Source organism: Streptomyces tremellae, from assembly GCF_039540215.1.
GTDB classification, from domain to species: Bacteria; Actinomycetota; Actinomycetes; order Streptomycetales; family Streptomycetaceae; genus Streptomyces; species Streptomyces tremellae.
The window spans coordinates 26,161-52,353 of record NZ_BAABEP010000017.1 but is presented as its reverse complement, the minus strand read 5'-3'; the positions used below and the strand labels follow the sequence as shown (position 1 = coordinate 52,353).

Annotated in this window: 16 protein-coding genes and 1 pseudogene; 11 read left to right on the top strand and 6 right to left on the bottom strand. The window is 75.7% G+C overall.

Translation table 11 applies throughout. The features are described from left to right. Positions 1–49: 49 nt before the first annotated feature. The 3 genes from ABEA77_RS14735 to ABEA77_RS14725 form a co-directional block, all read right to left on the bottom strand. On the bottom strand, positions 50–1,312 hold the full coding sequence (locus ABEA77_RS14735; RefSeq protein WP_345646530.1) for a helix-turn-helix domain-containing protein: 1,263 nt from the start codon (positions 1,310–1,312) through the stop codon (positions 50–52). A 254-nt stretch (positions 1,313–1,566) separates the two neighbouring features. After that, positions 1,567–3,192 carry a S53 family peptidase gene (locus ABEA77_RS14730; protein ID WP_345646528.1) on the bottom strand — a complete coding sequence of 542 codons (1,626 nt, stop codon included), beginning with the start codon at positions 3,190–3,192 and terminating at the stop codon, positions 1,567–1,569. Between the two features lie 660 nt (positions 3,193–3,852). Further along, the gene (locus tag ABEA77_RS14725; RefSeq protein WP_345646525.1) at positions 3,853–6,723 is read right to left on the bottom strand and encodes an AAA family ATPase; all 2,871 of its coding nucleotides are present in this window, start codon (positions 6,721–6,723) and stop codon (positions 3,853–3,855) included. 541 nt (positions 6,724–7,264) lie between these two features. Between ABEA77_RS14725 and ABEA77_RS14720 the strand changes: the two genes are divergently transcribed. Next, positions 7,265–9,400: a primosomal protein N' gene (locus ABEA77_RS14720; protein ID WP_345646523.1), complete on the top strand. Its 2,136-nt coding sequence runs from the start codon at positions 7,265–7,267 to the stop codon at positions 9,398–9,400. A 635-nt stretch (positions 9,401–10,035) separates the two neighbouring features. Here ABEA77_RS14720 and ABEA77_RS14715 read toward each other — a convergent pair. After that, positions 10,036–10,605, bottom strand: coding sequence for a hypothetical protein (locus ABEA77_RS14715; protein ID WP_345646521.1), 570 nt, complete (start codon positions 10,603–10,605; stop codon positions 10,036–10,038). Positions 10,606–10,885: 280 nt separating this feature from the next. On the opposite strand from ABEA77_RS14715, the gene fmt reads away from it, so the two are divergent. The 10 genes and pseudogenes from fmt (at position 10,886) to ABEA77_RS14665 (ending at position 23,525) form a co-directional block, all read left to right on the top strand. Continuing rightward, entirely contained in the window at positions 10,886–11,830 is a 945-nt protein-coding gene (fmt, locus tag ABEA77_RS14710; protein WP_345646519.1) for a methionyl-tRNA formyltransferase, read from the top strand. 232 nt (positions 11,831–12,062) lie between these two features. After that, a complete protein-coding gene (locus ABEA77_RS14705; RefSeq protein WP_345646518.1) occupies positions 12,063–13,523 on the top strand; it encodes an RsmB/NOP family class I SAM-dependent RNA methyltransferase in 1,461 nt (486 codons plus the stop codon). Positions 13,524–14,097: 574 nt separating this feature from the next. After that, the gene (gene rpe / locus ABEA77_RS14700) at positions 14,098–14,781 is read left to right on the top strand and encodes a ribulose-phosphate 3-epimerase (RefSeq protein WP_345646515.1); all 684 of its coding nucleotides are present in this window, start codon (positions 14,098–14,100) and stop codon (positions 14,779–14,781) included. 168 nt (positions 14,782–14,949) lie between these two features. Further along, positions 14,950–15,966: a sugar-binding transcriptional regulator gene (locus ABEA77_RS14695; protein ID WP_345646692.1), complete on the top strand. Its 1,017-nt coding sequence runs from the start codon at positions 14,950–14,952 to the stop codon at positions 15,964–15,966. A 216-nt stretch (positions 15,967–16,182) separates the two neighbouring features. After that, a complete protein-coding gene (locus ABEA77_RS14690) occupies positions 16,183–17,625 on the top strand; it encodes a GuaB1 family IMP dehydrogenase-related protein (RefSeq protein WP_345646513.1) in 1,443 nt (480 codons plus the stop codon). A gap of 311 nt (positions 17,626–17,936) precedes the next feature. Further along, positions 17,937–18,734, top strand: a complete 798-nt coding sequence (locus ABEA77_RS14685; RefSeq protein ID WP_345646689.1) for a SigB/SigF/SigG family RNA polymerase sigma factor — start codon at positions 17,937–17,939, stop codon at positions 18,732–18,734. Between the two features lie 84 nt (positions 18,735–18,818). Next, a pseudogene (locus ABEA77_RS14680) lies at positions 18,819–19,297 on the top strand (Lrp/AsnC family transcriptional regulator). Positions 19,298–19,489: 192 nt separating this feature from the next. Further along, entirely contained in the window at positions 19,490–20,305 is an 816-nt protein-coding gene (locus ABEA77_RS14675; protein WP_345646510.1) for a carbon-nitrogen hydrolase family protein, read from the top strand. Positions 20,306–20,371: 66 nt separating this feature from the next. Then, positions 20,372–22,072 (top strand): flavin monoamine oxidase family protein, encoded by a 1,701-nt coding sequence (locus ABEA77_RS14670; RefSeq protein WP_345646507.1) that lies wholly within the window; start codon positions 20,372–20,374, stop codon positions 22,070–22,072. A 223-nt stretch (positions 22,073–22,295) separates the two neighbouring features. Continuing rightward, positions 22,296–23,525 (top strand): cytochrome P450 family protein, encoded by a 1,230-nt coding sequence (locus ABEA77_RS14665; protein ID WP_345646504.1) that lies wholly within the window; start codon positions 22,296–22,298, stop codon positions 23,523–23,525. A gap of 71 nt (positions 23,526–23,596) precedes the next feature. Here the strand turns inward: ABEA77_RS14665 and ABEA77_RS14660 are convergent, their stop codons facing one another. Continuing rightward, a complete protein-coding gene (locus tag ABEA77_RS14660; RefSeq protein ID WP_345646501.1) occupies positions 23,597–24,529 on the bottom strand; it encodes an LLM class F420-dependent oxidoreductase in 933 nt (310 codons plus the stop codon). Between the two features lie 268 nt (positions 24,530–24,797). Continuing rightward, positions 24,798–26,051 (bottom strand): MFS transporter, encoded by a 1,254-nt coding sequence (locus ABEA77_RS14655; RefSeq protein WP_345646498.1) that lies wholly within the window; start codon positions 26,049–26,051, stop codon positions 24,798–24,800. Between the last annotated feature and the right edge of the window lie 142 nt (positions 26,052–26,193).

Genomic DNA, 26,193 nt, shown 5'->3' with positions numbered 1-26,193 from the left:
ACGGACCTCTCCTCGGTGAGGGGGTGACAGTGGGGTGTGGAGTGACGGGTCAGAGCAGGCGCGCGGCGGGGGAGAGGGCGAAGGCCAGAAGCGGTTCGACCTCCTTGACCGCCCGGTGGCGCGGGTGGCGGGCCAGGGTGCGCGACAGCCGGCGGACGTCCAGGGCGACGGTCGCGGAACCGACCGTGTGGACGGCGCTCAGCACGTCGTGGGTGAGGGCGCAGGCACGGTCGATGTCGCCCGCGAGCGCGTGGGCCAGCGCCTGCCTGGTGCCGTAACGCGCCCTGGTGCGCAGCGCGGTGGGTGCCACGCGGCACATCTCGCGGTCGAAGACCTCGGCGGCCTCGCGCGGCCTGCCGAGGTCGAGCAGGCACCATCCGGTGATCATCGCGACCTGGTCGGGGACATGACTCGCGCCGAGCACCGGCTGCGCCGGATCGGCCGGAGCCCGGGCGAGCAGGGCGCGGGCGCGGTCGAGTGCGCGCATGCTGGAGCCGTGGTCGCCCGCCAGCGCGTGGCCCTCGGCCTCCTGCACCGCTGCGAGGCCGAGGATCCGGGGCGGCAGGGCGGGGGAGCGGACGGTGGCGGTCAGCGCGAGCGTCTCCGCCGCGTCGCCGCGGTAGTACGAGACGAGGGCCCGGCGGACCCGTGCGTACGAGGCGAGGTCACTGTCCCCGGCGGCTGCGGCCAGCTCCACTGCCTGGTCCGTCAGGCGCAGGGCGGCCTGTTCGTCGCCCGCCTCCTGCGCCATCCAGCCCGCGAACTCGGCGTACCGCGAGCTCAGCGCGATCAGCCCGTCCCGGGTGCGGGCGCCGCTGCGTCGCGCCAGCAGACGCAGCACGCGCGTCTGCTCGGCGAGCGCGGGCAGCACGGCGCCGGGCGGCGCGGACTGGCCGAGGCGGCGGAACTCGGCGAAGAGGTTCCGCGAGATGTCGAGCAGGGCGCCGTCAGCGGCGGGCGACGCCGTCGCGGACGGCGTCGCCGCCGTGCCGAGCACGGCCGCCGCGCCCGCGGCGAGGAGGCCGCGCCGTGCGGGTGTTCCGCCGCTTCCTCCCGCTTCGCCGGCGGCGGGTTCCCGCTCCGTGTGCGGCACGGACAGAACCGGTACGAGGCGCAGCAGCGCTCCCTCGGCGCCGAGTGCGGCGTCGCAGAGGCGTGCGAGTTCCTCGGACGGGCGCTTCTGCCCCGTCTCGACCTTGCTGAGCTGCGCCTTGCTGTAGTGGACGCGGGCCGCGAGCCGGCTGAGCGTCAGCCCTGCCGCGTGCCGTGCCCGGCGTAGTTCGCTGCCGAACGCATGCTGTCCCTCAAGCACCTGGGCTCCCGATGTCGAATCGTCGCGCAGGCCGTCAGGCCCCTCGACCAGGGTCGGCGGGGCGCTCGGGGGCCACAAGGGCGTGTGGGTGTTTCCCGTTTCCACTTGGAGCTTCAACGCCCCTGGAGTACGGAGCAGTTGGTGCGGTGTGCGGGGTGTGCGGGGTGTGCGGGCATGAACGAGGGGCGTGTGTCACCGGTGGGGACCGGCGGCACACGCCCCTCGCGTCTCTTGCGGCCCGTGGGCCGGTCAGATCACTGGCCGAGGAGCTTCGTCGTCAGGGTCGAGGCGTTGTAGGAGCCCCAGCCCGTGGTGAAGTCCCAGCCCTTGGCTGCGGAGTAGGCGCCGTTGCTGCCGCTGGTGATGTCGTGGAAGCCGGTGCCGCCCGTGGCGTAGAGCGCCGGGTTGGCGAAGCCGAGGTTCGGCTTGCCGGCCGCGGCGGCCTGCTGGTTGTAGAGCGCGGCGTACGCGGCCCACTCGGGCGCCGCGGCGCTCGTGCCGCCGACCTGGCCCCACTGGCCCTGCGAGTAGATGGACACGCCGGGGCTCGGGTTGGCGAGCGCCGAGACGTCGGGCACCTGGCGCTTGCCGCCGCCCTGGCTCTGCTGCACCGAGGTCTGCCAGCTCGGTATCGAGAACGTGCTGGACTTGCCGCCACCGCCGCCGCTCCACGCGGTCTCGCGGCTCCAGGCGTTCGAGGACGTCACGGTCAGCGTCGTACCGCCCACGCCGGTCACGTACGGGTCGCTGGCCGGGAAGTCGACGGAGGTGCCGCCGTTGCCCGCGTCGTCGGAGCCGCTGTCGCCGGACGCCGCGTAGAAGCCGAGGCCCTCGGCAGCGCCCTGCTGGAACACGGCGTCGACCGCGCTCAGGTTGGAGCTGGTGCGCTGCGTCTCGGCCGCGCCCCAGCTGATCGACGTGGTCGGGATGCCGCTGTCGACGATGGCCTGGTACGTGTCGACCTCACCGGCGTCCGAGTTCGGGCCCTCGAAGACCGTCACCGCGGCCTTCGGCGCGATCGCGTTCAGCACCTCGATGTCCAGCTCGACCTCGACCTGGCCGTCGCCGAGGGAGCCGGAGCCCCCGTCGACCTTCTTCACGGTCGGGGCGGCGGAGCCCAGGCTGTACTGGTTGTCGTACTTCGTGATGTTGGACTGCTGGAAGCCGTCGAACTCCAGCAGGGCGATCTTCTGGCCGCTGCCGGTCGTGGACGACGAGACGTTGTAGCCGCCCTTGATCTGCGCGGGGGTGTAACCGCCGCCGGGGCCGTTGTGGGGGGTGACCTTGGCGGCCTGGTGGTGCAGGACCACGTGGTTGTTGAGGCCCGAGACGTCGCTCACCAGGGACGCGACGGACGCGGGCAGGGTCGGCGCGGCCTCGTTCGCGTAGAACGAGCGGCCGGTGGACTTGTCCTTGTACGTCGACAGCTTGGTGCCGAACGCCTTCTGCACCTGGGCCGCGGTGCCGTGGGCGTCGACCAGCAGGTTGCCGGAGTGGACCTTGCCGACGGTGAGGCCCTGGGACTTCAGGTACTCCTTCACCTTGGCGACCTCGGCGTCGGTGCGGCCGTAACGGGCCGCGAACTGTGCCTTGGTCAGGTAGTGGCCGTAGTCCGCGGACGCGGGGTCGGTGACGCGGGAGACGAACGCCGCGAGTCCTGCGTGGTCTCTCGGCGCCAGGCTCACGGCCACGGACACGGACTTGTCCGCGGCGACCGAACCGGTGCGTGCGGCGTGGGCGGTGAGCCCGGGGACGACGTCGCCCGCGACCGCGGCACGCGTCGCCGAGGGGCTGGGGGTGCCGGCGGCGGCGACGGGGACGGCCACGGCCAGCAGGGCCGGTGCGGCGGCGAGGGCGAGGAACTTGAGACGTGGGGTCACGAACAGCCTCCGGGGGGAAGTTCGAGTCTCGAAAGGGTGACGTGGAACACGCTAGGGAGAAAGGGGACTTGTCCATAAGCGGGGGAACCCTTGCTCGCCGTGTTGAGACGGTGTTTCGTGTGGCCGGAGCGTTGCGGCGGTGCGTCGCGGGGCCCGGACCGTCGCCCGTGGGGCACGGCCGGCACGGAGGGGAGAAGGGGAGAGGGGCGTTGAGGCCGCGTCAGGGCGGCTGCCGATCTGGCCGTCGCCGTCGCGTGGGGGCGGGCTCCCGGCGGCGGACACGCCGCGGGACCGGTCCGTGGCGGGGGGCGTTGCGTCCGGGCGTGGGCGGGTGCCGGGTCGGGGCGCGGGGAGGCGCCGGGGCGCAAGGGGGCGTCGCCGGGCCTGAGGCGTACGGCGTACGCGCGTGCCGGGAGGCGTACGCGGCCGTCACGGGGCCGTGACCGCGAGGCGGTTCGCCGGGACCGGTCCGTGCGGGGACGGCGCGTCGGGGCGCGTGCGTCGGGTCCGGGGACGGGCTCCGGGGGACCGGGGCTGTCCGGGGCGTACGGCGTACGCGTCTGCGCGCCGGGCGGCGTACGGGCTGTCACGGTGTCGTGCCGGTACGGGAGTTCGCCGGGCCCCGGCGCAGCGGATGATCGGGACGGGCGCGCGGCGGCGTCAGGCCCGGCGGCCGCCCGGCGTGCCGGGGCCGGGGGCGGCGAAGGCCTCGGGGGAGGTCATGGCGCGGGCCAGCGCGGTGCGGGAGCGCACGCCGATCTTGCGGTAGACGCGGGAGAGGTTGCCCTCGACGGTCTTCACGCTGATGAACAGCTTCGCCGCGACCTCCCGGTTGGACGCGCCGCTGGTCACCAGCTCGGCGATCCGGGTCTCCGTGGCCGTCAGGGTGGCGGCGCCACCGCCGTCGAGGGCGCTCAGGCGGGCGAGTTCGGCGCGGGCGCGGGCCGTGAGGGGGACGACGCCGTGCGCCTCGGCGAGTTCGAGTCCCTCGGAGAGCGCGCGGTTCGCTGCCGTCCTGTGGCGCGCCCTGCGCTCCGCGGTGCCGAGGGCGATCAGGGTACGCAGCAGGTCGACGGGCAGGTCGAGCGGCCGCAGCCTGCCGGCCGCGGCGACGAGGAGCTCCGCGCCCTCCCGGGCGCGCCCGCAGGCGGCCTCGCGCAGGCCCTCCGCGCGTTCGAGCGCCGCGAGCACGCTCTGCGGCGTCCCGCCATGGAGATGGCCGCGCGCCTCGGCGAGAGCCGCGTCCGCGGCCTCCGTGTCCCCCAGCATCACCTGGGCCTCGGCCAGGTCGGCCGTCCAGTGCAGCAGCGGCGGGTCCGCGACCCCCATGGCGCCGCCGATCTCCCGCACCCGCAGCAGCGTCCCCACCGCGTCGGCCGCGCCCTGGAGCGAGCCCTCGAAGAGGGCCGTCTGCGCCTGCGCGGCCAGCGCGCGCAGCAGGAAGAGGCGGTCGCCGTCCGCCTCGGAGGCGCGCACGGCATCCGCGGCGAGCGGCCTCGCCTCCTCGGCCGGCGCGCCCACGGACGCGGCCAGCGCGCGGGCGTACAGGGCGGGCGCCGACACGAGGCCGGCCTCGGCGGCGGCGCGGGCGCAGCGCTGCGCGTCCCGCAGGGCCGCGCGGCAGTCACCCGCGCGCACCTGGATCCTGACCAGCGCGAGCAGGGTCGCCACATGGTCCTCGACGCTGGTGTACTCGGCGCCGTCCCGCCCGCTCCCGCCCTCGTCGCGCAGGAGCGGGCCGAGCTGGGAGCGTGCCCGGGCCACCTGGTCGTCGTCGAGCGTGAGCATGGCGCGCATGCGGACCATGCCGCGGCGGCGCGGGTCGCCCTCGCGCACCGCGAGGTCGAGCGCCCGGTCCAGCGTGGCCCTCGCCGCGTCGGTCCTGCCGGTGAGCGAGTGGACCCGGGCCAGCGTCGTCAGGGCGCTCAGCCCGGTGACCGGGTCGGCGGCGACCGCGTCGCCGGCGGTGGCGCACAAGGCGTGCCGTTCGGCCTCCGCGGGGTCGCCGAGCACCAGGCTGCGCAGCGCCGCCCAGTGGTGCAGCCGCGCGGTGAGCACACCGTCGCCCGCCGCGTCCCGGAAACCGCCGGACAGCACGTCCTGGAGGCCTTCGAGCGCCTGTCCCGCGTTGCGCAGCAGCACGATCCTGGCCGCGACCCGCAGGCGCGGCGAGGACGACGAGCGCAGCACCGCGCGGGCCAGCTGCGCGCACTGGTCGCGGCGCCCCGCGTCACAGGCGTACTCGGCGGCCCGCAGGCGGCGCGCGTCGCGGGCGCCGGTTTCCGAGGGGGTGCGGTCGGCGGCCAGTCTGGCCAGTTCCGCGGCGTCGTCGAGGGCGCCCTGCGCGTGAGCGGTCTCCGCCGCGGCCAGCACCGCGGCCGCGACCTTCTCGTTCTCGTAGGGGTGTGCGAGCGCCAGGTGCCGGGCGCCGCGCCGCCGGTCCGTGACGGCGTCCGCGAGCAGCGCGTGCGCCGCGCGGCGCTCCCGGGTCGGCGCGTCCGCGTAGAGCGAGGCCCGCAGCAGCGGATGCGTGAAGACCACGGCACCGTCCGCGCCCAGGGCCACCACACCGGCTTTCTCCGCCGCGCCGAGGTGGGCTTCGGCCTCGGCAATCCCGGCGGCCCGCAGGAGCGTGAGGTCGGGGCGCGAGGCTGCGCAGCACACCAGCAGCGTGCGCAGGGCGGCGGCGGGCAACTCCCTGGCGCCCGTAAGGGTCGACGCGCGTAGCCTGACGGGAACGCGGGGGCTTCCGTCCGCGTCGAGCGCCCCTTCGAGCCGTGCCCCCTGGGCCAGTTCGCGAGCGTAGCCCGGGTTGCCCGCGGCGAGCCGCCGTACGACCCGGAGCGCCTGCGGCGGCAGGGGCTCGCCGCCCGCCGCGGCGAGCAGCGCGGCGATGTCGTCGTCGGGCAGCGGCGGCAGCGGGATCTCGGCGGTGCCCGGCGGGCAGCACCAGGGGCGGGCCGGCTGGCCGCCCGGGGCCACCCGCTCGGCCGCGAGGACCCGCAGCGCGCTGCCGCGCAGCCGGCGCGCGGCGAACGACAGCACGTCCGCGCTCTGCTCGTCCAGCCAGTGCAGCCCGTCGAGCACGAGGAGCGCGGGCCCGTCCTGGGCGAACAGGGCGAGCGCCTCGGTCACGGCCATCCGCAGCGCCAGCCTGTCGCGCTCCTCGACGGTCACCCGGCAGTGCAAAAGCACCTGGCGCAGCACCCGGGCACGCTCGGGCGGCAGCGCGTCGAAGACCTCGCCGGGGAGCTGGCCGAACAGGTCGACGAGGCCGACGTACGGCAGCCCCGTGTCCTCCTCGGCGGGCGTGCAGGAGAGCACGGGCGCGCCGTCCGGCGCGAACCGGGCGGCCAGGGTCGCCACGAGCGTCGTCCTGCCGCTGCCCGTGGGCCCGTACAGCAGGACGCCGCGGCCCCCGCGCAGCGCGACGTCCGCGGCGCCCAGGGGTGCCTGCTGGCCGCGCAGCAGGAGCGGAGGGCGGGACTCCGCCCGGTATGCGGTCTCCCGCCGGGAAAGGAGATCTCGCACGCTGACGGACCACCCTTTCGTTCGCGGTACTTCGCGGTGCTGCGGACCTCGCTGCCGCGGCCCGTACGCGTGCTCATGACAGGACGACATCGACGCCCTGTCAAGAGCCGTCCCGGCGCCGCGTGCCGCCCGCCCGGCACGGTCGCCGGACCCCGGCGAGGGGGCCGCGCGGTGGCGCGCGCCCCCGCTCCTGCCTGCGCGGACCGGCGTCGCCCGCCGACGCGCCCCGGCCGGCGCCGCCGCCCGCGAGCGCGCCGGATCAGCGCGGAAGATCGAACCGGCTCATGGGTGACTCTCTAAGCCGCCTTTGCGTCGGCTTTGCCTTCTGTTGGCTCGAAAGGCCAGGGTGGCCGGGCTTGGTCCGTACCTGCTTGCCAAGGTGAGCCGGGAGCCGGGAGCGCGGGGAGGGGGCGGGAGCCTGGGGCCCCGGGGCCAGGGCTCGGGGCTCGGGGCGTCCTGGGCCGACGGGCGAGGGCCCGGACCGCCGCGCCCGCCCGCGCGGCCGGGCGCGGTGTCACAGGCGTCTGGTAGGTATGGGGCTGTGAGCAGCGGCGACGAGCGGGAGCAGGGGACCGAGGGGGAGCAGCTCGCGCTGATCAGGGAGACCGTGCGCGAGGCGAAGGCGCCCCGCGCCAAGCCGCGCACCTGGCGCGGCGCCGCGCTCGCGGAGCGGCTGCCGGTCGCGCGCGTCGTGGTCAACAAGGGCGTACTCCACCTCGACCAGTTCTTCGACTACGCGGTCCCCGCCGAACTCGACGCGGACGCGCAGCCCGGCGTGCGGGTGCGCGTGCGGTTCGGCGCGGGCGCGCGCTCCGTGCGCGGCGGGCGGCGCGAGGGCGGGCGCCTCATCGACGGCTTCCTCGTCGAGCGGCGCGCCACCTCCGACTACGCGGGCCCCCTCGCCGCGCTCGCCGACGTCGTCTCGCCCGAGCGCGTGCTCAGCGACGAGCTGCTGCGGCTCGCGCGCGCCGTCGCCGACCGCTACGCGGGCTCGCTCGCCGACGTGCTCCAGCTCGCCGTGCCCCCGCGCAGCGCCCGCGCCGAGGGCAGGCCGTCGCCCGAGCCCGCGCCGCCGCCCCCCGCACCGGACCCCGGCACCTGGGAGCGGTACGAGACGGGGCCCGCGTTCCTCGAAGCGCTCGCCGCGGGCGGCGCGCCCCGCGCCGTGTGGAGCGCGCTGCCAGGACCGCACTGGGCCGCGGAGCTGGCCCGCGCCGTCGCCGCGACGCTCGCCTCGGGGCGCGGCGCCCTCGTCGTCGTGCCGGACGGCAGGGCCTCCGCGCGGGTGGACACGGCCCTCACCGAGATCCTGGGGGAGGGCAGCCACGCGCTGCTCACGGCGGAGGCGGGGCCCGAGAAGCGCTATCGCGAGTGGCTTGCCGTGCGCCGCGGCTCCGTACGGGCCGTGGTCGGCACCCGGGCCGCGATGTTCGCGCCCGTGCGCGACCTGGGGCTCGTCGCGCTCTGGGACGACGGCGACGGCAGCCACAGCGAGCAGCACGCGCCGCAGCCGCACGCGCGCGAGGTGCTGCTGCTCCGCGCCCGGCAGGACCGTACGGCGTTCCTGCTGGGCGGTACGGGCTGCACCGTCGAGGCCGCGCAGCTCGTCGCCACCGGCTGGGCCGCGCCCCTCGCCGCCCCCCGCGAGCAGGTGCGGGCCGCGGCGCCCCTGGTCCGCACGGTCGGCGACGCCGAACTCGCCCGCGACGAGGCGGCGCGCGCCGCCCGGCTCCCCAGCCTCGCCTGGCAGACCGTCAGGGACGCCCTGGCCTCCGGGCCCGTGCTGGTGCAGGTGCCGCGCCGCGGATACGTGCCGCGGCTCGCCTGCGAGCGCTGCCGCACCCCCGCGCGGTGCGCGCGCTGCGCGGGGCCCGTCGAGGCGGCAGGGGCGCACGAGCTGCGCTGCGCGTGGTGCGGCAGGGCGGCCCAGGACTGGCACTGCCCCGAGTGCGGCAGCCCCAGGCTGCGGGCCCGGGTCGTCGGTGCCGGGCGGACGGCCGAGGAGCTGGGCCGGGCCTTCCCCGCCGTGCCGGTGCGCACCTCGGGCCGGGACCACGTGCTCGACGCGGTGCCGGGCCGCCCCGCGCTCGTCGTCAGCACGCCAGGCGCGGAACCCGTCGCCGAGGGGGGATACGCCGCGGCCCTGCTGCTCGACGGCTGGGCCATGGTGTCGAGGCCCGACCTGCGGGCCGGGGAGGAGGCCCTGCGGCGCTGGCTCCAGGCGGCCTCACTGGTGCGCGGCCAGACGGAGGGCGGCAGGGTCGTCGTGGTGGCCGAGCCGACGCTGCGCCCCGTGCAGGCGCTGGTCCGCTGGGACCCGGTGGGGCACGCGCGCCGGGAGCTGGCTGAGCGCGCGGAGCTCGGCTTCCCGCCGGTGTCGCGGATGGCGTCGGTGACGGGCCCCCCGGAGGCCGTGGCCGCGTTCGTCGCGAGCACCCGACTGCCGGGGGACGCCGAGGTGTTGGGGCCCGTGCCGGTGCGCAGCGCCCCCAGGGGCGCGCCCCGGCGCGGTGACGCGCCCCCGGACGAGCGCTGGGAGCGTGTGCTGCTCCGGGTGCCCCCGGGCAGCGGCGCCGCGCTGGCCGCCGCGCTCAAGGAGGCCCAGGCCGCCCGGCTGGCGCGCGGCGCCGCCGCACCGGCGGTGCGGGTGCGGATCGACCCGCCCGACATCGGCTGACGCCGCACGCGTGGGGGTTTCGGCGGGGATGCCCCGGCCGGACGGCGCGGCCCCGGGGCGGCGTCGTTCTGGGCCCCGCCGGCCCTGGGGTTTTCGAGCAGGGCACTGCTCCGGCCCCGGGTCTTCGAGCAGGGCGGGCCCCTCCGGCCTCGGGCGCAGGCTCGGACGGCCGGCCCCCGGCGCCGACTCGGGCGGGCCCGTCCGGCCCAGGCGCCCGACGGGCCCGCGCACCGCTTCGGGCCGCCGACTGCCGGCACCGGTCGCCCGGTCGCCGCGCGGACCGGCTCGGGCGGTCGGTGGCCGAGCAGGTCCGCGCGGTGCGGCACCCGGGCGGTGCGGCACCCGGTCCGCACGGTGCGGCGGTGTGCGCCAAGGAGCCCGGTCCGCGCGGTGCGGCGTGCGGTGCGGCACCCGTCCGCGCGCCGGGGACGGTGAAGGCGGCCACGGCCGACGCTCGGTCGCGCGTGCCCGGATCCCGCCCGCGGGTCCGGGGTGCGTACCTGGGCCCGCGGGTCCGGGGTGCGTACCCGGGCCACATCGCCCGCTCCGTGCCGCGCCGCGCGCCAGGCCAAGGCGGCCGGGCCGTTCCGGGCCGCGCCGCGAGTTCGGCGAGGCGGCCGTTCCGGGCCGCGCCGTCAGCTGCCGCGCGGGCTCGGGAAGACCGGCGGCCGCTGCTCCTCGTGGAGTTCGCGCTCCTCGTGGGGGTCACGGTGGCCGTCACGCGCCTCGCGCGGCTCGGCCCCGGGCTGCGGCGGCATCGAACGGGCCGCGGGCACCGACGGCAGGGCGCCCGTCGCGGGCAGCTGCCTGCGCGGCGCCGCGGCGTCCGCCGCCTCCACGGCCCCCGGGCGCGGCGTCGTGCGCCGGGCCCCGTAACGGCGGTGCACCGCCTGTTTGGTGACGCCGAGTGCGGAACCGACGGCGTCCCAGGAGAAGCCGAGCGAGCGGTCGAAGTCCACCGCGGCCGTCACGAGGGTCTCGACGCTGTCGCGCAGCTCCTGCGCGAGCCGTACGGTCGGGGCGGGCGCGCGCCCGTAGACGACGAAGCCCGTGGAGGGGCCCGTCCGCCGGGGCCGGTAGACATTGCCCAACTGGGCGGTGAGGGTGCGCAGCGCGTCCACCTGGCGGCGGACGCGCTCGATGTCCCGCACCAACATGTGCAGACTTGCACGGGCCTGTGCGTCGTGGGTTGCGTGGTCGGCCATGGACGAGCCTCTCGGACCGGCGTGGAATGAGGAATCGGGCCGTACCGGTGCGGCCCGATGTGGTCAATCTCTCTTGACAACGCGGCACCTGGGCTGTGGTCACGCTGCGGGGGCGTAGGGGCATATGCGTGGGGCGCGTGGGTGGCCGCGCGCCCCACGGGGCGCCGGTGGGGCGGCCGTGCCGCGGGCGCCATAAACTGGTGCGCTCCCGCGGACCCGTGGCACGGGCAGCGCCGCGCCCGTACGCCACCGCCCCCTTCCGAGAGGCAGCACGCCACCGATGAAGCTCGTCTTCGCAGGGACCCCCGAGGTCGCCGTACCCGCTCTCGACGCCCTCATCGCCTCGGAGCGCCACGAGGTCGCCGCCGTGGTGACCCGGCCCGACGCGCCCGCGGGCCGCGGCCGCAGGCTCGTCGCGAGCCCCGTCGCGGAGCGCGCGGAGGAGGCGGGCATCGAGATCCTGCGCCCCGCGAAACCCCGCGACGAGGAGTTCCTCGCGCGCCTGCGGGAGATCGGCCCCGACTGCTGCCCCGTCGTCGCGTACGGGGCGCTGCTGCCGCGGGTCGCCCTGGACGTGCCGGCACACGGTTGGGTGAACCTCCACTTCTCACTGCTGCCCGCGTGGCGCGGCGCCGCGCCCGTGCAGCACGCGGTGATGGCGGGCGACGAGGTGACGGGCGCGAGCACGTTCCAGATCGAGGAGGGGCTCGACTCCGGCCCGGTCTACGGCGTGCTCACCGAGACCGTGCGCCCCACCGACACCAGCGGCGACCTGCTGACCCGGCTCGCGCTCGCGGGCGCGGGGCTGCTCGTCGCCACGATGGACGGCATCGAGGACGGAACGCTCAAGCCCGTGCCGCAGCCCGCGGAGGGCGTCACCCTCGCGCCCAAGCTGACCGTCGAGGACGCCCGGGTCGACTGGACGGCGCCCGCGCTGCGCGTGGACCGCGTCGTGCGCGCCTGCACCCCGGCGCCCGGTGCGTGGACCCTGTTCAGGGGCGAGCGGTTGAAGCTGGTCCACCTGGCGCCCGCGCCCGACCGCACCGACCTGGCGCCCGGCGCGCTCGCGGCCGGCAAGAACACCGTGCACGTCGGCACCGGCTCGACCGCGGTCGAACTCCTGTGGGTGCAGCCCCAGGGCAAGAAGCCGATGCGCGCCGCCGACTGGGCCCGCGGCGTCCGCATCGCCCCCGGCGAACACCTCGGCGAGACCCCGGCCGCCTGACCCCGCGCCCGGCCCGCGGACGCGCGCCGCCCCGGGCCCCGCACGGGGCGCGCAGACCCCCGCACACCGCCCGCACGGCGCCGCCGAAGCCCGCGTACGCTGGGACGCGAGGACCCGCGGCGCGGGCGAGCCGCCCTGGCAGCGCCGTCGGTCCCGGGCCCGGTGGCCGCGGACGGCCGGGTATCCGTGAGCCGCGGTCCGCGCCCGCCAACCCCGTACCTCCGGAGCACCTTTGAACGACCAGGCCCCTCGGGCCCGCAGGCAGCCGCACACGCCGGGCGGGGGACGCCGCACCGGCAAGCCGTACCGGCGACCCAAGAAGGACCCCGCGCGCAGCCTCGCCTTCGAGGCGCTGCGCGCGGTCGACGAGCGCGACGCGTACGCGAACCTCGTCCTGCCGCCGCTGCTCGGCAAGGCCCGCGAGCAGCCCGGGTTCGACGCGCGCGACGCCGCGCTCGCCACCGAGCTGGTCTACGGGACGCTGCGCAGGCAGGGCACGTACGACGCCGTCATCTCCGCCTGTGTCGACCGGCCGCTGCGCGAGGTCGACCCGCCGGTGCTCGACGTGCTCTCGCTCGGCACGCACCAGCTCCTCGGCATGCGCATCCCCACCCACGCCGCCGTCTCCGCGACCGTGGAGCTGGCCCGGGTGGTGCTCGGCGACGGCCGTGCCAAATTCGTCAACGCCGTGCTGCGCAAGATCTCCTCCGACGACCTGGACACCTGGCTCGCCCGGGTCGCGCCGCCGTACGACGACGACCCGGAGGACCACCTCGCCGTCGTGCACGCGCACCCGCGCTGGGTGGTCTCGGCGCTGTGGGACGCGCTCGGCGGCGGCCGCGCCGGGATCGAGGACCTGCTCGCCGCGGACAACGAGCGGCCCGAGGTGACGCTGGTCGCCAGGCCCGGCCGGTCCACCACCGGCGAGCTGCTCGACGCGGTCGGTGACGAGGGCGGCCTGCCGGGCCGCTGGTCGCCGTACGCGGTCAGGCTCGCCGAGGGCGGCGAGCCCGGCGCGCTCCAGGCCGTGAAGGACTCCCGCGCGGGCGTCCAGGACGAGGGCAGTCAGCTCGTCGCGCTCGCCCTCGCGCAGGCGCCCCTCGAAGGCCCCGACGCCCGCTGGCTCGACGGCTGCGCAGGGCCAGGCGGCAAGGCGGCGCTGCTCGCCGCGCTCGCCGCCGAGCGCGGGGCCGCGCTCCTCGCGGCCGAGAAGCAGCCGCACCGCGCACGCCTCGTGGAGCGCGCCCTCGCGGGCAACCCCGGACCCACCCAGGTCGTCACGGCGGACGGCACCAGGCCGCCGTGGCGCGAGGGCGCCTTCGACCGGGTGCTCGTCGACGTCCCCTGCTCGGGGCTCGGCGCGCTGCGCCGCAGGCCCGAGGCGCGCTGGCGCCGCCGCCCTGACGATTTGAAGGGCTTCGCGCCGCTCCAGCGCGGCCTGCTGCGCGAAGCGCTGCGGTCCGTGCGGGTCGGCGGCGTCGTCGGCTACGCGACCTGCTCGCCGCACCTCGCGGAGACCCGCGTCGTGGTGGACGACGTGCTGCGCGAGGGCCGCACCGGGGCCGAGCTGATCGACGCGCGCCCGCTGCTGCCCGGGGTCCCGGCCCTCGGCGAGGGCCCGGACATCCAGCTCTGGCCGCACCTGCACGGCACGGACGCCATGTACCTCGCGCTGCTGCGCCGCACGTCCTGACCCGCGCCGCCCCCCCCACCTCGCCCGCCCTTCGCCCGGCAGGCGCCGCGCGCGTCTCGTGGGAAGGACCGGCCTCCCAGCCCGGCAGGGCCGGTCCTTCCGACGCCCGCCTCCTTCGGACGGGGGCACGCACCCCACCGCAGCGGTGACCGGGGTGTCGTGTCGGCCTGCGGCCCGGGACGGCGCGCCCGCCGCGGTCGTCTGCGATGTCAGAAGGCCACCGCCGCCGCGGCTACTGTGACGGCGAGCACCGCGAGCCAGGTCCTGCGCATGGTCGTTCTCTCGCTCCGAGAGGGCAGTGGGTGTCGGCTCGCCGGGCGTCACCCCCCGTGGGCAAGGCCGAAAGGACAGCCGCCGCCGCCCGCTTGCGCCGCCCGCGCAGCAGCACGACGACGAGCGCGAAGACGTGGAGCACGGCTTCCAGACCCGGCAGGTCGGCGGTCGCCTCCGAGGGGACATGTCCGGTGCGGCGGACGGTGCCGGCGGGCTCACCGTCCTGGCCGAGCCTCGTGTGGTCCGTACCGAAACGTGGACCGGGGCAGGAACGGCCCCCGGTCCGTGGGAGGCTTGGGCCATGGCACAGATCAACCCCAGCATCCTGTCCGCCGACTTCTCCCGGCTCGCCGAGGAGGCCAAGGCCGTCGACGGTGCCGACTGGCTGCACGTCGACGTGATGGACAACCACTTCGTGCCCAACCTGACCCTGGGCGTCCCCGTGGTGGAGGCGCTGGGCAAGGCCACGAGCACCCCGCTCGACTGCCATCTCATGATCGAGCAGCCGGACCGGTGGGCGCCGCAGTACGTCGAGGCGGGCGCGGGGTCCGTGACGTTCCACGCGGAGGCCGCGGCGGCGCCGGTGCGCCTCGCGCGCGAGATCCGCGCCAAGGGCGCCCGCGCCTCGATGGCGCTCAAGCCGGCCACGCCGGTCGAGCCGTACGAGGACCTGCTGCCCGAGCTGGACATGCTGCTGATCATGACCGTGGAGCCGGGCTTCGGAGGCCAGGCGTTCCTCGACATCATGCTGCCGAAGATCCGCAGGGCGCGGCAGCTGATCGCGCGGCACGGCCTGGAACTGTGGCTCCAGGTCGACGGGGGCGTCTCCGCCGACACCGTCGAGCGCTGCGCGGACGCCGGGGCGGACGTGTTCGTCGCGGGCTCCGCGGTCTACGGGGCTGACGACCCCGCGGCCGCGGTGCGGATGCTGCGCCACCAGGCCGACGAGGCCACCGCCAGGGCGTCCTGGTCCTGCGGCCACTGAGCGCGGCGGGGCGGCGGCGCGGGGCCGCGCGGGCGAGGCGGCCGTGCGGCCGGTGCGCCACGGTCAAGTGAACGGGGCCCGACAGGGCTGATCGACTACCGACGTATCTGACAGGATGAACGGCGAGTCCTGAGGGTGCGCAGAGTGAAGGAGAACGCGGTGCCTGGAATCTCGGCGGGGCGGCCGGCCCTGCGCATGGGACCCGCGGAGCTGGTACAGGCGGCGGCCATGGCGCGCCGGTTCTACCTGGAGGGCAAGTCCAAGATCCAGATCGCCGAGGAGTTCGGCGTGAGCCGCTTCAAGGTGGCCAGGGTCCTGGAGACCGCCCTCGAACGCGACCTGGTGCGGATCGAGATCCGCGTGCCCGCCGAGCTGGACGCGGAGCGCTCCGACGCGCTGCGGGCCCGCTACGGCCTGCGGCACGCGGTGGTGGTGGAGTCGCCGGCGGACGGCGCCGACGAGTCGCCCGACCCGGAGAACCTCGGCGAGGTCGCAGCCGACCTGCTGGGCGAGCTGGTCACCGAGGGCGACGTGCTGGGCCTCGCCTGGGGCCGCTCCACGATCCACATGGCGGCGGCGCTCGACCGCCTTCCGCCGTGCACGGTCGTCCAGCTGACCGGCGTGTACGACGCGGGCACGGCCGAGCGCGGCTCCGTGGAGGCCGTACGCCGCGCCGCGCAGGTCTCCGGCGGCGAGGCGCACCCCATCTACGCGCCGATGCTGCTGCCCGACCCGGCGACGGCGTCCGCGCTGCGCAACCAGCCGGGCATCGCCCGCGCCTTCGACTACTTCGACAAGGTGACCGTCGCCGCCGTGTCCATCGGCTCCTGGGAGGCGGGCATCTCGACGGTGCACGACATGCTCCCCGAGGAGGAGCGGGCGCACTACTCCTCGCTCGGCGTCGCCGCCGAGATGTCGGCGCACCTCTTCGACGCAGAGGGCCGCAGGGTCGGCAGGGACCTCGGCGAGCGGTGCATCACCGTGGAGGCCGACCGGCTGCGCCGCATCCCCGAGGTGGTCGCGATCGCGGGCGGGCGGCGCAAGTCCGAGGCGATCGGCGCGGTGCTGCGCTCCGGGCTCGTCACCAGCCTGGTCACGGACACCGTCGCCGCGGACTTCCTGCTCAAGGACTTCACCCCGGCGCCCCGCCCCGCCCTGGAGCGCGCCGACCCGGACGGGGACTGACCCGCCCGCCCACGCCAGGGCCCGTGGACCGCTCCACACCCGCCCGGCGGCCCCGCGCCTTGGAGGTTCCTCCAGGCGCGCCCCCGCCGGGCTGGACGTTTCTCCGCGCCCGTGGCGAGGCAGGACCCGGTCAGCACGTGGGAGAATGAAGTACGTGCGTCTGCCGCCGGGCCCATCGACCGGCGGCCAGCTCCGAGCGACTGGGATGTTCCGTACGTGCGTTTCCTCAACGATCTTGTGCCGTCGTACGACCTGACCTACGACGACGTCTTCATGGTCCCGAGCCGGTCGGCCGTCGGTTCCCGGCAGGGCGTGGACCTCTCCTCGCCCGACGGCACCGGCACCACGATCCCGCTGGTCGTGGCCAACATGACCGCCATCGCGGGCCGCCGCATGGCGGAGACCGTGGCCCGGCGCGGCGGCCTCGTGGTCATCCCGCAGGACATCCCGCTCGACGTGGTCGCGGACGTCACATCCTGGGTGAAGACTCGCGACCTGGTCTTCGACACGCCCATCACGCTGCGGCCGACGCAGACCGTGGACGAGGCGCTCGCGCTGCTGCCGAAGCGCGCGCACGGCGCCGGCATCGTGGTCGACGACAAGCGGCGGCCCATCGGCATCGTCACCGAGCACGACCTCGGCGGCGTCGACCGCTTCACGCAGCTGTCCGTGGTGATGTCGCGGGAGCTGCTCGTGCTCTCCGCCGACACGGACCCGCGCGAGGCGTTCACCGTCCTCGACGGCGCCCACCGCAAGCTCGCGCCGGCGGTCGACGCCGAAGGGCGACTGGTGGGCATCCTGACCCGCAAGGGCGCCCTGCGCGCCACGCTCTACACGCCCGCGACCGACGCGCGGGGACGGCTGCGGATCGCCGCGGCCGTCGGCGTCAACGGCGATGTCGCGGGCAAGGCCGCGCAGCTCCTCGACGCCGGGATCGACACGCTCGTCGTGGACACCGCGCACGGCCACCAGGAGTCCATGATCTCCGCGGTCCGCGCCATCCGCGGCCTGTCCCCGAGCGTCCCCGTCGTCGCGGGCAACGTCGTCTCGGCGGCGGGCGTGCGCGACCTGGTCGAGGCGGGCGCCGACATCGTCAAGGTCGGCGTGGGCCCCGGCGCGATGTGCACCACCCGGATGATGACCGGCGTCGGCAGGCCGCAGTTCTCCGCCGTCCTCGAATGCGCGGCGGAGGCCGCGAAGCACGGCAGGCACGTCTGGGCGGACGGCGGCGTCCGCCACCCGCGCGACGTGGCGATGGCGCTCGCCGCCGGGGCGTCCAACGTGATGATCGGCTCCTGGTTCGCCGGTACGTACGAGTCGCCGGGCGACCTCCAGCAGTCCGCGGACGGACGCCTGTACAAGGAGTCCTTCGGCATGGCGTCGGCCCGCGCGGTGCGCAACCGCACCAGCGAGGAGTCCGCCTACGACCGCGCGCGCAAGGGGCTGTTCGAGGAGGGCATCTCCACGTCGCGGATGTTCCTCGACCCGGCGCGGCCCGGCGTGGAGGACCTGATCGACTCGATCGTCGCCGGGGTCCGCTCGTCCTGCACCTACGCGGGCGCCGCGTCGCTCGCCGAGTTCGCCGAGCGCGCGATCGTCGGGGTGCAGAGCGCGGCGGGCTACGCGGAGGGCAAGCCGCTGTCGTCCAGCTGGACCTGACGCCCGTTCACGGTGCGCCGGCGGCCCGGGAGGACAACGGGCCCCGGCGCACCGGCATATGCGTTCTTCTCCGCTGTCCTGCGGTTCTTCGGCCGTGCCGAACATTCCCAGGAATTCGCAGGCATGACGCCGCCCGCACCGGGTACACGCCACCCACTGAACCATGGATCCAAGGGGAGGGCGATGTGACGACGACGGCCAGTGCGGTCCCGTACGAACGTACCGAGCACGCAGACGGCGGAGCGGGTCCCGAGGACCACGGGCTCCCCGACGGGTACGGACCCGCGGCCCTTGTCGGCGCCCCCTACGGCCTGCCGCAGGTCGAGTCGCCCTCCGAGGTGGCGCCCAAGGACGCGCGGGAGCTGTCCCGGCTGTTCTTCGCCCGGCTCGCCGAGGTCGAGGAGGGCACGGCCGCGTACCAGTACGCGCGCAACACGCTGATCGAACTGAACCTGGCGCTGGTGCGGTACGCGGCCACCAGGTTCCGCAACAGGGCCGACCAGATGGAGGACATCGTCCAGGTCGGCACGATCGGCCTGATCAAGGCGATCGACCGCTTCGAACTCAGCCGCGAGGTCGAGTTCGCGACCTTCGCGGTGCCGTACATCATCGGCGAGATCAAGCGGTTCTTCCGGGACACCAGTTGGGCCGTGCACGTGCCGCGCCGCCTCCAGGAGCTGAGGATCGACCTGGCGAAGGCCAGCGACGAGCTCGCGCAGCGGCTCGACCGCACGCCCACCACCGCCGAGCTCGCCGAGCACCTGCGCATCGACGAGGACGAGGTCATAGAGGGCATCGTCGCGAGCAACGGCTACACGGCCGGCTCCATCGACATGCCCGCCGACGACTCGGCGGAGACCGTGACCCCGCTCGCCGACCGGCTCGGCGAGCTGGACGCGGGCCTGGAGATCGCGGAGAACGTCCAGGCGCTCAAGCCGCTGATCCAGTCGCTCGACGAGCGGGAGCGCAGGCTGCTGCGCATGCGCTTCGGCGAGGAGATGACCCAGTCGGAGATCGGCGAGGTGCTCGGCGTCTCCCAGATGCACGTCTCCCGCCTGCTTGCCCGCGTCACCAACCGGCTGCGCAAGGGCCTGCTGGCGGAGGGCTGAGCCCCGGCGCGCCCGGCCCTGCGGCCGGGCGCGCGCCCGCAGCGGGGAGGCGCGCGGCCCGCGTGGTCTACTGCACCGGTGTGACTGAACGAGCTGGACGAACGCATCCTGCACGCCCTCGCGGACGGCGCCCGCCGCTCCTACGCGGACATCGGCGCCCTCGTCGGCCTCTCCGCCCCCGCCGTGAAACGGCGCGTGGACCGGCTGCGCGCCGAGGGCGCGGTGACCGGCTTCACCGTACGGGTCGCCCCCACCGCCCTCGGCTGGCGCACCGAGGGGTTCACCGAGATCTACTGCGGCCGCAACACCTCGCCCGACGACATGCCCCTCTTTTCAATGAGGCTCTCGAACGCTTCCCCGAGGTCGTCGCCGCGTCCACCGTCACCGGCGACGCCGACGCGGTCGCCCAGGTCTTCGCCGCCGACATGCGCCACTTCGAAGAGGTACCCGAACGCATCGCGAGCGAGCCGTACGTCGAGCGCACCAAGTGCGTCCTCGTCCTCTCGCCGCTGCTGAGCCGCTCCACGGCGGGCGCCCCGCAGTGGCCGGGGCCCCGCTCCTGACCACCCTCTGCTCGGCGGCGTGCACCGATCCGCCGCCGAGCGGCCCGTACACGCACGAATCGCCCCTGGGGACGCCACGGTGGCGTCTTGTCGCCGCGCCGCGGCTGACCGTACTGTCTCCAAGGGGCCCGGCGCGCCCGGCCGCAGCCCCCCGCCCCCGTCCGACCGCCTGTGACCTGCGAGGACCGCGCCATGTCCGCACTGCGTACCGCTCTGCTCCAGAGCTCGGGGCAGCCCGGTTCCCCGGCCGCGAACCTGCGGGCGCTCGACGCGGCGGCGGCTCGCGCCGCCGCCGCCGGCGCCCGGCTGCTGGTCTGCCCGGAGATGTTCCTCACCGGCTACGCCATCGGCGACGACGTGGCGCGCCTCGCCGAGCCCGCCGGGGGCCCGGCGGCGGAGGCGGTCGCCGCGACGGCCCGCGGGCACGGCCTCGCGGTGCTGTACGGCTACCCCGAGCGCGACGGGCCCCGCGTCTTCAACAGCGCCCAGCTCATCGCCGCGGACGGCACCAGGGCCGCGGGCTACCGCAAGACGCACCTGTTCGGCGCGTTCGAGCGTGAGCACTTCACGCCGGGGGAGCAGCCGGTGGTCCAGGCGGACCTCGACGGGCTCCGCGTCGGCATCATGATCTGCTACGACGTCGAGTTCCCCGAGAACGTCAGGGCGCACGCCCTGGCCGGCACCGACCTGCTGCTCGTGCCCACCGCGCAGATGCACCCCTTCGAGTTCGTCGCCGAATCCGTCGTGCCCGTCAGGGCGTTCGAGAACCAGCTCTATGTCGCGTACGTCAACAGGACAGGGCTCGAAGGCCAGTTCGACTTCGTCGGGCTGAGCTGCCTGGCCGGGCCCGACGGCACGGCCAGGGCCCGTGCGGGCCGCGGCGAGGAACTGCTCGTCGCGGACGTCGACCCGGAGCTGCTCGCGGCGTCGCGCCGGGCCAACCCGTACCTCGAAGACCGGCGGCCCGGTCTTTACCCCGGCCCGCACGCCGCGCACCCCGCCGGCTGACCCGCGGCCGCCCGGCCCCCGCCCCGAAGAACCCCGCGCCACCTCACAACCCAGGAGCATCGCGCCATGACGTCCACGGTGCCCACCGCCGTATCGCACGCCGAGACCCGGCCGGGGCAGCGGCCCCTCACCATGTCGGGCCCGGACTTCCCCTACGCCTACGACGACTACCTCGCGCACCCCGCGGGCCTCGGCCAGGTGCCCGCCACCGAGCACGGCACCGAGGTCGCCGTCATCGGCGGCGGCCTCTCCGGCATCGTCACGGCGTACGAGCTGATGAAGACCGGGCTGCGGCCCGTGCTGTACGAGGCGGACCGGATCGGCGGGCGGCTGCGCACCGTCGGCTTCGACGGCTGCGACCCGCGCCTCACGGCCGAACTCGGCGCCATGCGCTTCCCGCCGTCGTCCACCGCACTGCGGCACTACATCGACCTGGCGGGCCTGGAGACCGAGCCGTTCCCCAACCCGCTGGCGCCCGGCACCCCTTCGACCGTGGTCGACCTCAAGGGCGTGCCGCACTACGCCCGTACGATCGCCGACCTGCCGCAGGTGTACCGGGACGTGATGGACGCGTGGCACACCTGCCTGGAGGAGGGCGCCGACTTCTCCGCCATGCAGCGCGCGCTGCGCGAGCGCGACGTCCCCGCGATCCGGGCGATCTGGTCGCGGCTCGTGCGGGAGCTGGACGACCAGACGTTCTACGGCTTCCTCTGCGACTCGCCCGCCTTCGCCTCCTTCAGGCACCGGGAGATCTTCGGCCAGGTCGGCTTCGGCACGGGCGGCTGGGACACCGACTTCCCCAACTCCATCCTGGAGATCCTCCGGGTCGTCTACACGGAGGCCGACGACGACCACCGGGGCATCGTCGGCGGCAGCCGGCAACTCCCCGAGCGGCTGTGGGAGCGGGCGCCGGACAAGATCACGCACTGGGCGCAGGGCACCTCCCTCGCGTCGCTCCACGACGGCACCCCGCTGCCCGCGGTGACCGGGCTGCGGCGCACGGCGGGCGGCGGCATCACCGTCACCGACGCCTCGGGCGCCATCCGCACCTACCGCGCCGCCGTCTTCACCGCGCAGTCCTGGATGCTGCTCTCCAAGATCGCCTGCGACGAGGGCCTCTTCCCGATCGACCACTGGACGGCGATCGAGCGGACCCACTACATGGAGTCGAGCAAGCTGTTCGTCCCCGTCGACCGGCCGTTCTGGCTCGACCGCGATCCGCGCACCGGCCGCGACACGATGTCGATGACGCTCACGGACCGGATGACCCGCGGCACCTACCTGCTCGGCAGCGACCCGGGCGCGCCCGCCGTCATCTGCCTCTCCTACACCTGGTGCGACGACAGCCTGAAGTGGCTGCCGCTCTCGGCGAACGAGCGCATGGAGGTCATGCTCGCCTCGCTCGGCGAGATCTACCCCGGGGTCGACATCAGACGCCATGTGATCGGCAGCCCGGTGACGGTGTCGTGGGAGAACGAGCCGTACTTCATGGGGGCGTTCAAGGCCAACCTGCCGGGCCACTACCGCTACCAGCGGCGGCTTTTCACGCACTTCATGCAGGACGCGCTGCCCGCGGACAAGCGCGGGATCTTCCTCGCGGGCGACGACATCTCGTGGACCGCGGGGTGGGCGGAGGGCGCCGTGCAGACGGCGCTCAACGCGGTGTGGGGGGTGCTGCACCACTTCGGCGGCGGCACCGACCCGTCGAACCCGGGCCCCGGCGACCTCTTCGACGAGCTCGCGCCGGTGGAGCTGCCCGAGGACTGAGGGCCGGGGCGCCCGCCGCGGCGGGGCGCCACCCGGTTCTCCGCCCGCGGAGCCGCTCATCCCTGCACGCGCCCGTGCTCCCGCCGTCACCTGCGGCTTTTCCGACAGCCGCAGGGCGGGTCGCCGAACCCCGGTGAACACCCGGCCGCTCCCACCCGTGTACGGGGGAGCAAGCATCTCGTTCCGCGCGTACCCCGCGCCTCAGGGAGGGCGACACCGTCCCATGGCACACCACACAGCCGCCGACCCCTTCAACGCCGTGGAGGAGGGCCGCAGGCACGTCCTGTGGGCCTGGCTGAACGCGACGGGCGCGGTGCACCGCGCGGTGCTTCCGCACGGCGCCCCCGCCTGGCTGATCACCGGCTACGAGGAGGCGCGTGCCGCGCTCGCCGACGCACGCTTCGCCAAGCTCGGACCCTCGTCGGGCGCGTTCGCCCGCAAGCTCCCCGAGGACGTGGCCCGGGGCATCCACAGCCACCTGCTGTACCTGAACCCGCCGGACCACACCCGGCTGCGCCGCCTGGTCACCGCCGCCTTCACCAGGCGCCGGGTGGAGCGCCTCGAACCGTACGTACGGGACCTCACCGCGAGCCTCCTCGACCGGCTCGGCGAGACGGCGGGGGAGACCGGCGAGGTCGATCTGGTGACCCGGTACGCGTATCCGCTGCCGATGGCCGTCATCGGCACGCTGCTTGGCGTCCCCGCCGGCCGGCAGGCCGACTTCCACGCCTGGACCGCGCCCCTGATGTCGCCCGAACTCGTCGGCTACGAGGCGTACGTCGCCTCGGCGGTGCCCCTCCTCGGCCTGCTGCGGGAGCTGATCGCGCGCAAGCGCGCGCACCCCGCGGACGACCTCCTCTCCGCGCTCGTGCAGGCGCGGGACGGGGGCGACCGGCTCAGCGAGGACGAACTGACCTCCATGGCCTACCTGCTGGTGCTCGCCGGCCACGAGACGACGGTGAACCTGATCACCAACACCGTCCTCGCCCTGCTCACGCACCCGGACCGGCTCGCGGCCCTGCGCCGCGACCCGGAGCCCTCCGAAGCCGCCGGCCGTGTCGTCGAGGAGGCGCTGCGCCACGACGGCTCGTCCCAGACGACCATGCCGGCGCGGACGACGGCCGACGTGCGGATCGGCGGTACGACGATCCCCGCCGGGGACCTCGTCTTCGTCTCGCTCCTCGCGGCCAACCGCGACCCCGCGCGCTTCCCCGAGCCCGACCGCTTCGACCCCGGCCGCGCCGACCGGGGCCATCTCGCCTTCGGCCACGGCATGCACCACTGCCTCGGGGCGTCCCTGGCGCGCATGGAGACCCGGGTGGCCGTCTCGGGGCTCGTCACCCGCTTCCCCGGACTGCGCCTCGCCGTCCCCCGCCGGACCCTGACCCGCACCCCCTCGGTCACCATGAACGCGCTCGACGCGCTCCCCGTCCTGCTGCGGGACGCACGCTGAGCCGCGGGCCCGGAGGGGCCGGCGCGCGTGGCGGCGCGGCCGGACCCCGGTCGTGCGGGGGAGCGGCGGGGTCAGACGCCGGCCGCGCGCACCGCCGCGTACACCTCGCGGGACACGTCGATCAGCTCGTCGCCGTCGCGGGTGCTCAGGCACAGGTCGAGCAGGATCTCGTGGACGCCGTCGACCGCGGCGTGCGCGGCCACGTCCTCGACGATCTGCGCCACGCTGCCCTGGAAGGGCTGGCGGCCCTCGCCCTCGAAGGGCTGCCGTGAGTACTGCACGTTGGCCCGCACGCACACGTCGAGCGGCCGGGTGCGGCCACGCTCGGCGGCCAGGTCCTTGACACCCTGCCAGGCGCCCGCGAGCTGCTCGGCCGTCATGCCCACCGGCATCCAGCCGTCGGCCCTGTCCACCAGGCGGCGCAGCGCGGGACCGCCGGACGCGGCGAGGTACACCGGCACGGGGCGCACCGGCTTGGGGCCGACCTCGGAGGGGGCGATCCGGCTCAGCTCGCCCTCGTACGAGACCGGGTCGGGGCCCTGCACGGCGGCGAACACGTCGAGCAGTTCGTCGAGGACCGCGCCGCGCTTCTCGAACGGCGCCACCGAGCCCGCGGCGTACTCGTCGTGGGACCAGCCGGTGCCGAGGCCCGCGACCGCGCGCCCGCCGGTCGCCGCGTCCAGCGTGGAGAACCAGCGCGCCAGCTGGAACGGCACGTGGTACGGGGCGACCAGCACGCTGGTGCCGAGCCTGGCACGCCCGGTGACCGCGGCGGCCATCGCCAGGGTCACCAGCGGGTCGGCGACGCTGCGGTACGCGTCGGGCCAGGGCAGCCCGGGGACGCCGTAGAGGCCCTGCGTCGCCGGGGTCGGGTACAGGGAGCGCTCGAAGACCCAGAGGCTCTCGTACCCGGTCTCCTCTGCGGCCCTGGCCACCGGGACCAGGTCGCGGGCGAGGCTGAACTGTTTCATCTGCGGAAGGGACAGACCGAGCTTGATCGGCATGCGCTTCTCCTTCGAAGAAGATCGAGACGCTCACCGTAGGGCATGAAGTTGATGGGTGAACAACGGGCGCGCGCGTCAGACGAGTTGGGTCGTGTCCGGGGTCCCGGCACCGGTGGGGGAAGGGGGGCGCCGGGCCCCCTGCGTCCCGTCTTCGGGCGCTCAGTTCCCGGCGTCCTGCGTCCCGTCCTTGGGCGCTCAGTTTCCCGGCATCCCGCACCCTGCCGGCGGGCTGTCAGCTTCCGGCGTCCCGCGCCCGTCCTCGGGCGCCTCAGCTTCCGGCGTCCCGCGTCCCCGCCGCCCCGTCCTTCCCGGCCGGTGCCGGGGAACCGCAGGCCCCGCCTGCGCCCCGGCCGCCGCGCCGCAGCACCCCCGCCCCGGCGAGCAGGCCCGCGGCGCACACGGTCACCAGCGCGAACGACGCCTGGAGCGAGCTCGCGTGCGCCACCCCGCCGATCACCGAGGGCGCCACGAGCCCCGAGGTGTACGTGATGGTGGCGACGCCCGCGATGGCCTGGTTCGGGTGGGGGCCGCTGCGCCCCGCCGCCGCGAAGGCCAGCGGCACCACGACCGCGACCCCCACGCCGAGCAGCGCGAACCCGGCCATGGCGAGCGCGGGGACGGGCGCGAGGACCACCAGGAGGCCGCCCGCCGTCGCGCAGGCGCCGCCCGCCCGCACCGTGCGCACCGGGCCGAACCTGTCGACCAGCCGGTCGCCCGCGATCCGGGTCACCGCCATCGTCAGTGTGAAGGCCGTGGTCGACGCGGCGGCAGGACCCGCCGACGCGCCGAGCACGTCCCTCAGGTAGACCGCCGACCAGTCGAGGCTCGCGCCCTCGCCGAACACCGCACAGAACCCGACGAGTCCGATGAGCAGCGCGGAACGCGGCGGCAGCGCGAAGCGCGGCGGCGCCTCGGCCTCCGGCGCGCTGCGCACGTCGAGCACCCAGTGGCAGGCGGCGAGGCCGGTCGCGGTCAGCGCGGCGGCGGCCAGCTCGTGCTGGACGCGGGCGTCGGCGCCGAGGTTCGCGGCGAGCGCGCCCGACGCGGAGCCGACCAGCGCCCCCGCGCTCCACATGCCGTGCAGCCCGGACATGATCGACCGTCCTGCCCGGTCCTCGGTCGCCACCCCGATGCCGTTCATCACCACGTCGGACATGCCGGACGAGGCGCCGTAGACGAACAGCGCCGCGCACAGCGTCCCCAGGTTCGGCGCGAGCGAGGGCAGCGCGAGCGACAGCGTCCAGGCCGCGAGCAGGACCCGCAGCGCGGCCCGCGCGCCGAGCCGGTGGGCCACGCGGCCCGCGAGCGGCATCGCGAGCAGCGAGCCGAGGGCGGGGAAGGCGAGCGCGAGCCCGAGTTCGCCCGCGCCGATGCCGGTGTGCTCCTGGATCCAGGGCACCCGGGTGGCGAAGCTGCCGGTGACCGCGCCGTGCGCACAGAAGACCACGGCAAGCGCGATCCTGGCCTGCCGGGTCCTGCGGGTGCTCTCGCCCGCGGCGCCGGCGAGCGCTTGCCGTGCCATACGTCCTCCACCGGAGTTCTGGGGGGTACGGGGGCCCACCGGGCGGCGCGCGGGCCGGGTGGCGCGCGGGCGCGCCGGAACGCCGACGACCGGGCGGCCGGCGCGACGTAAACTATCAGGAACCCTCCCTGATAAATAGCGC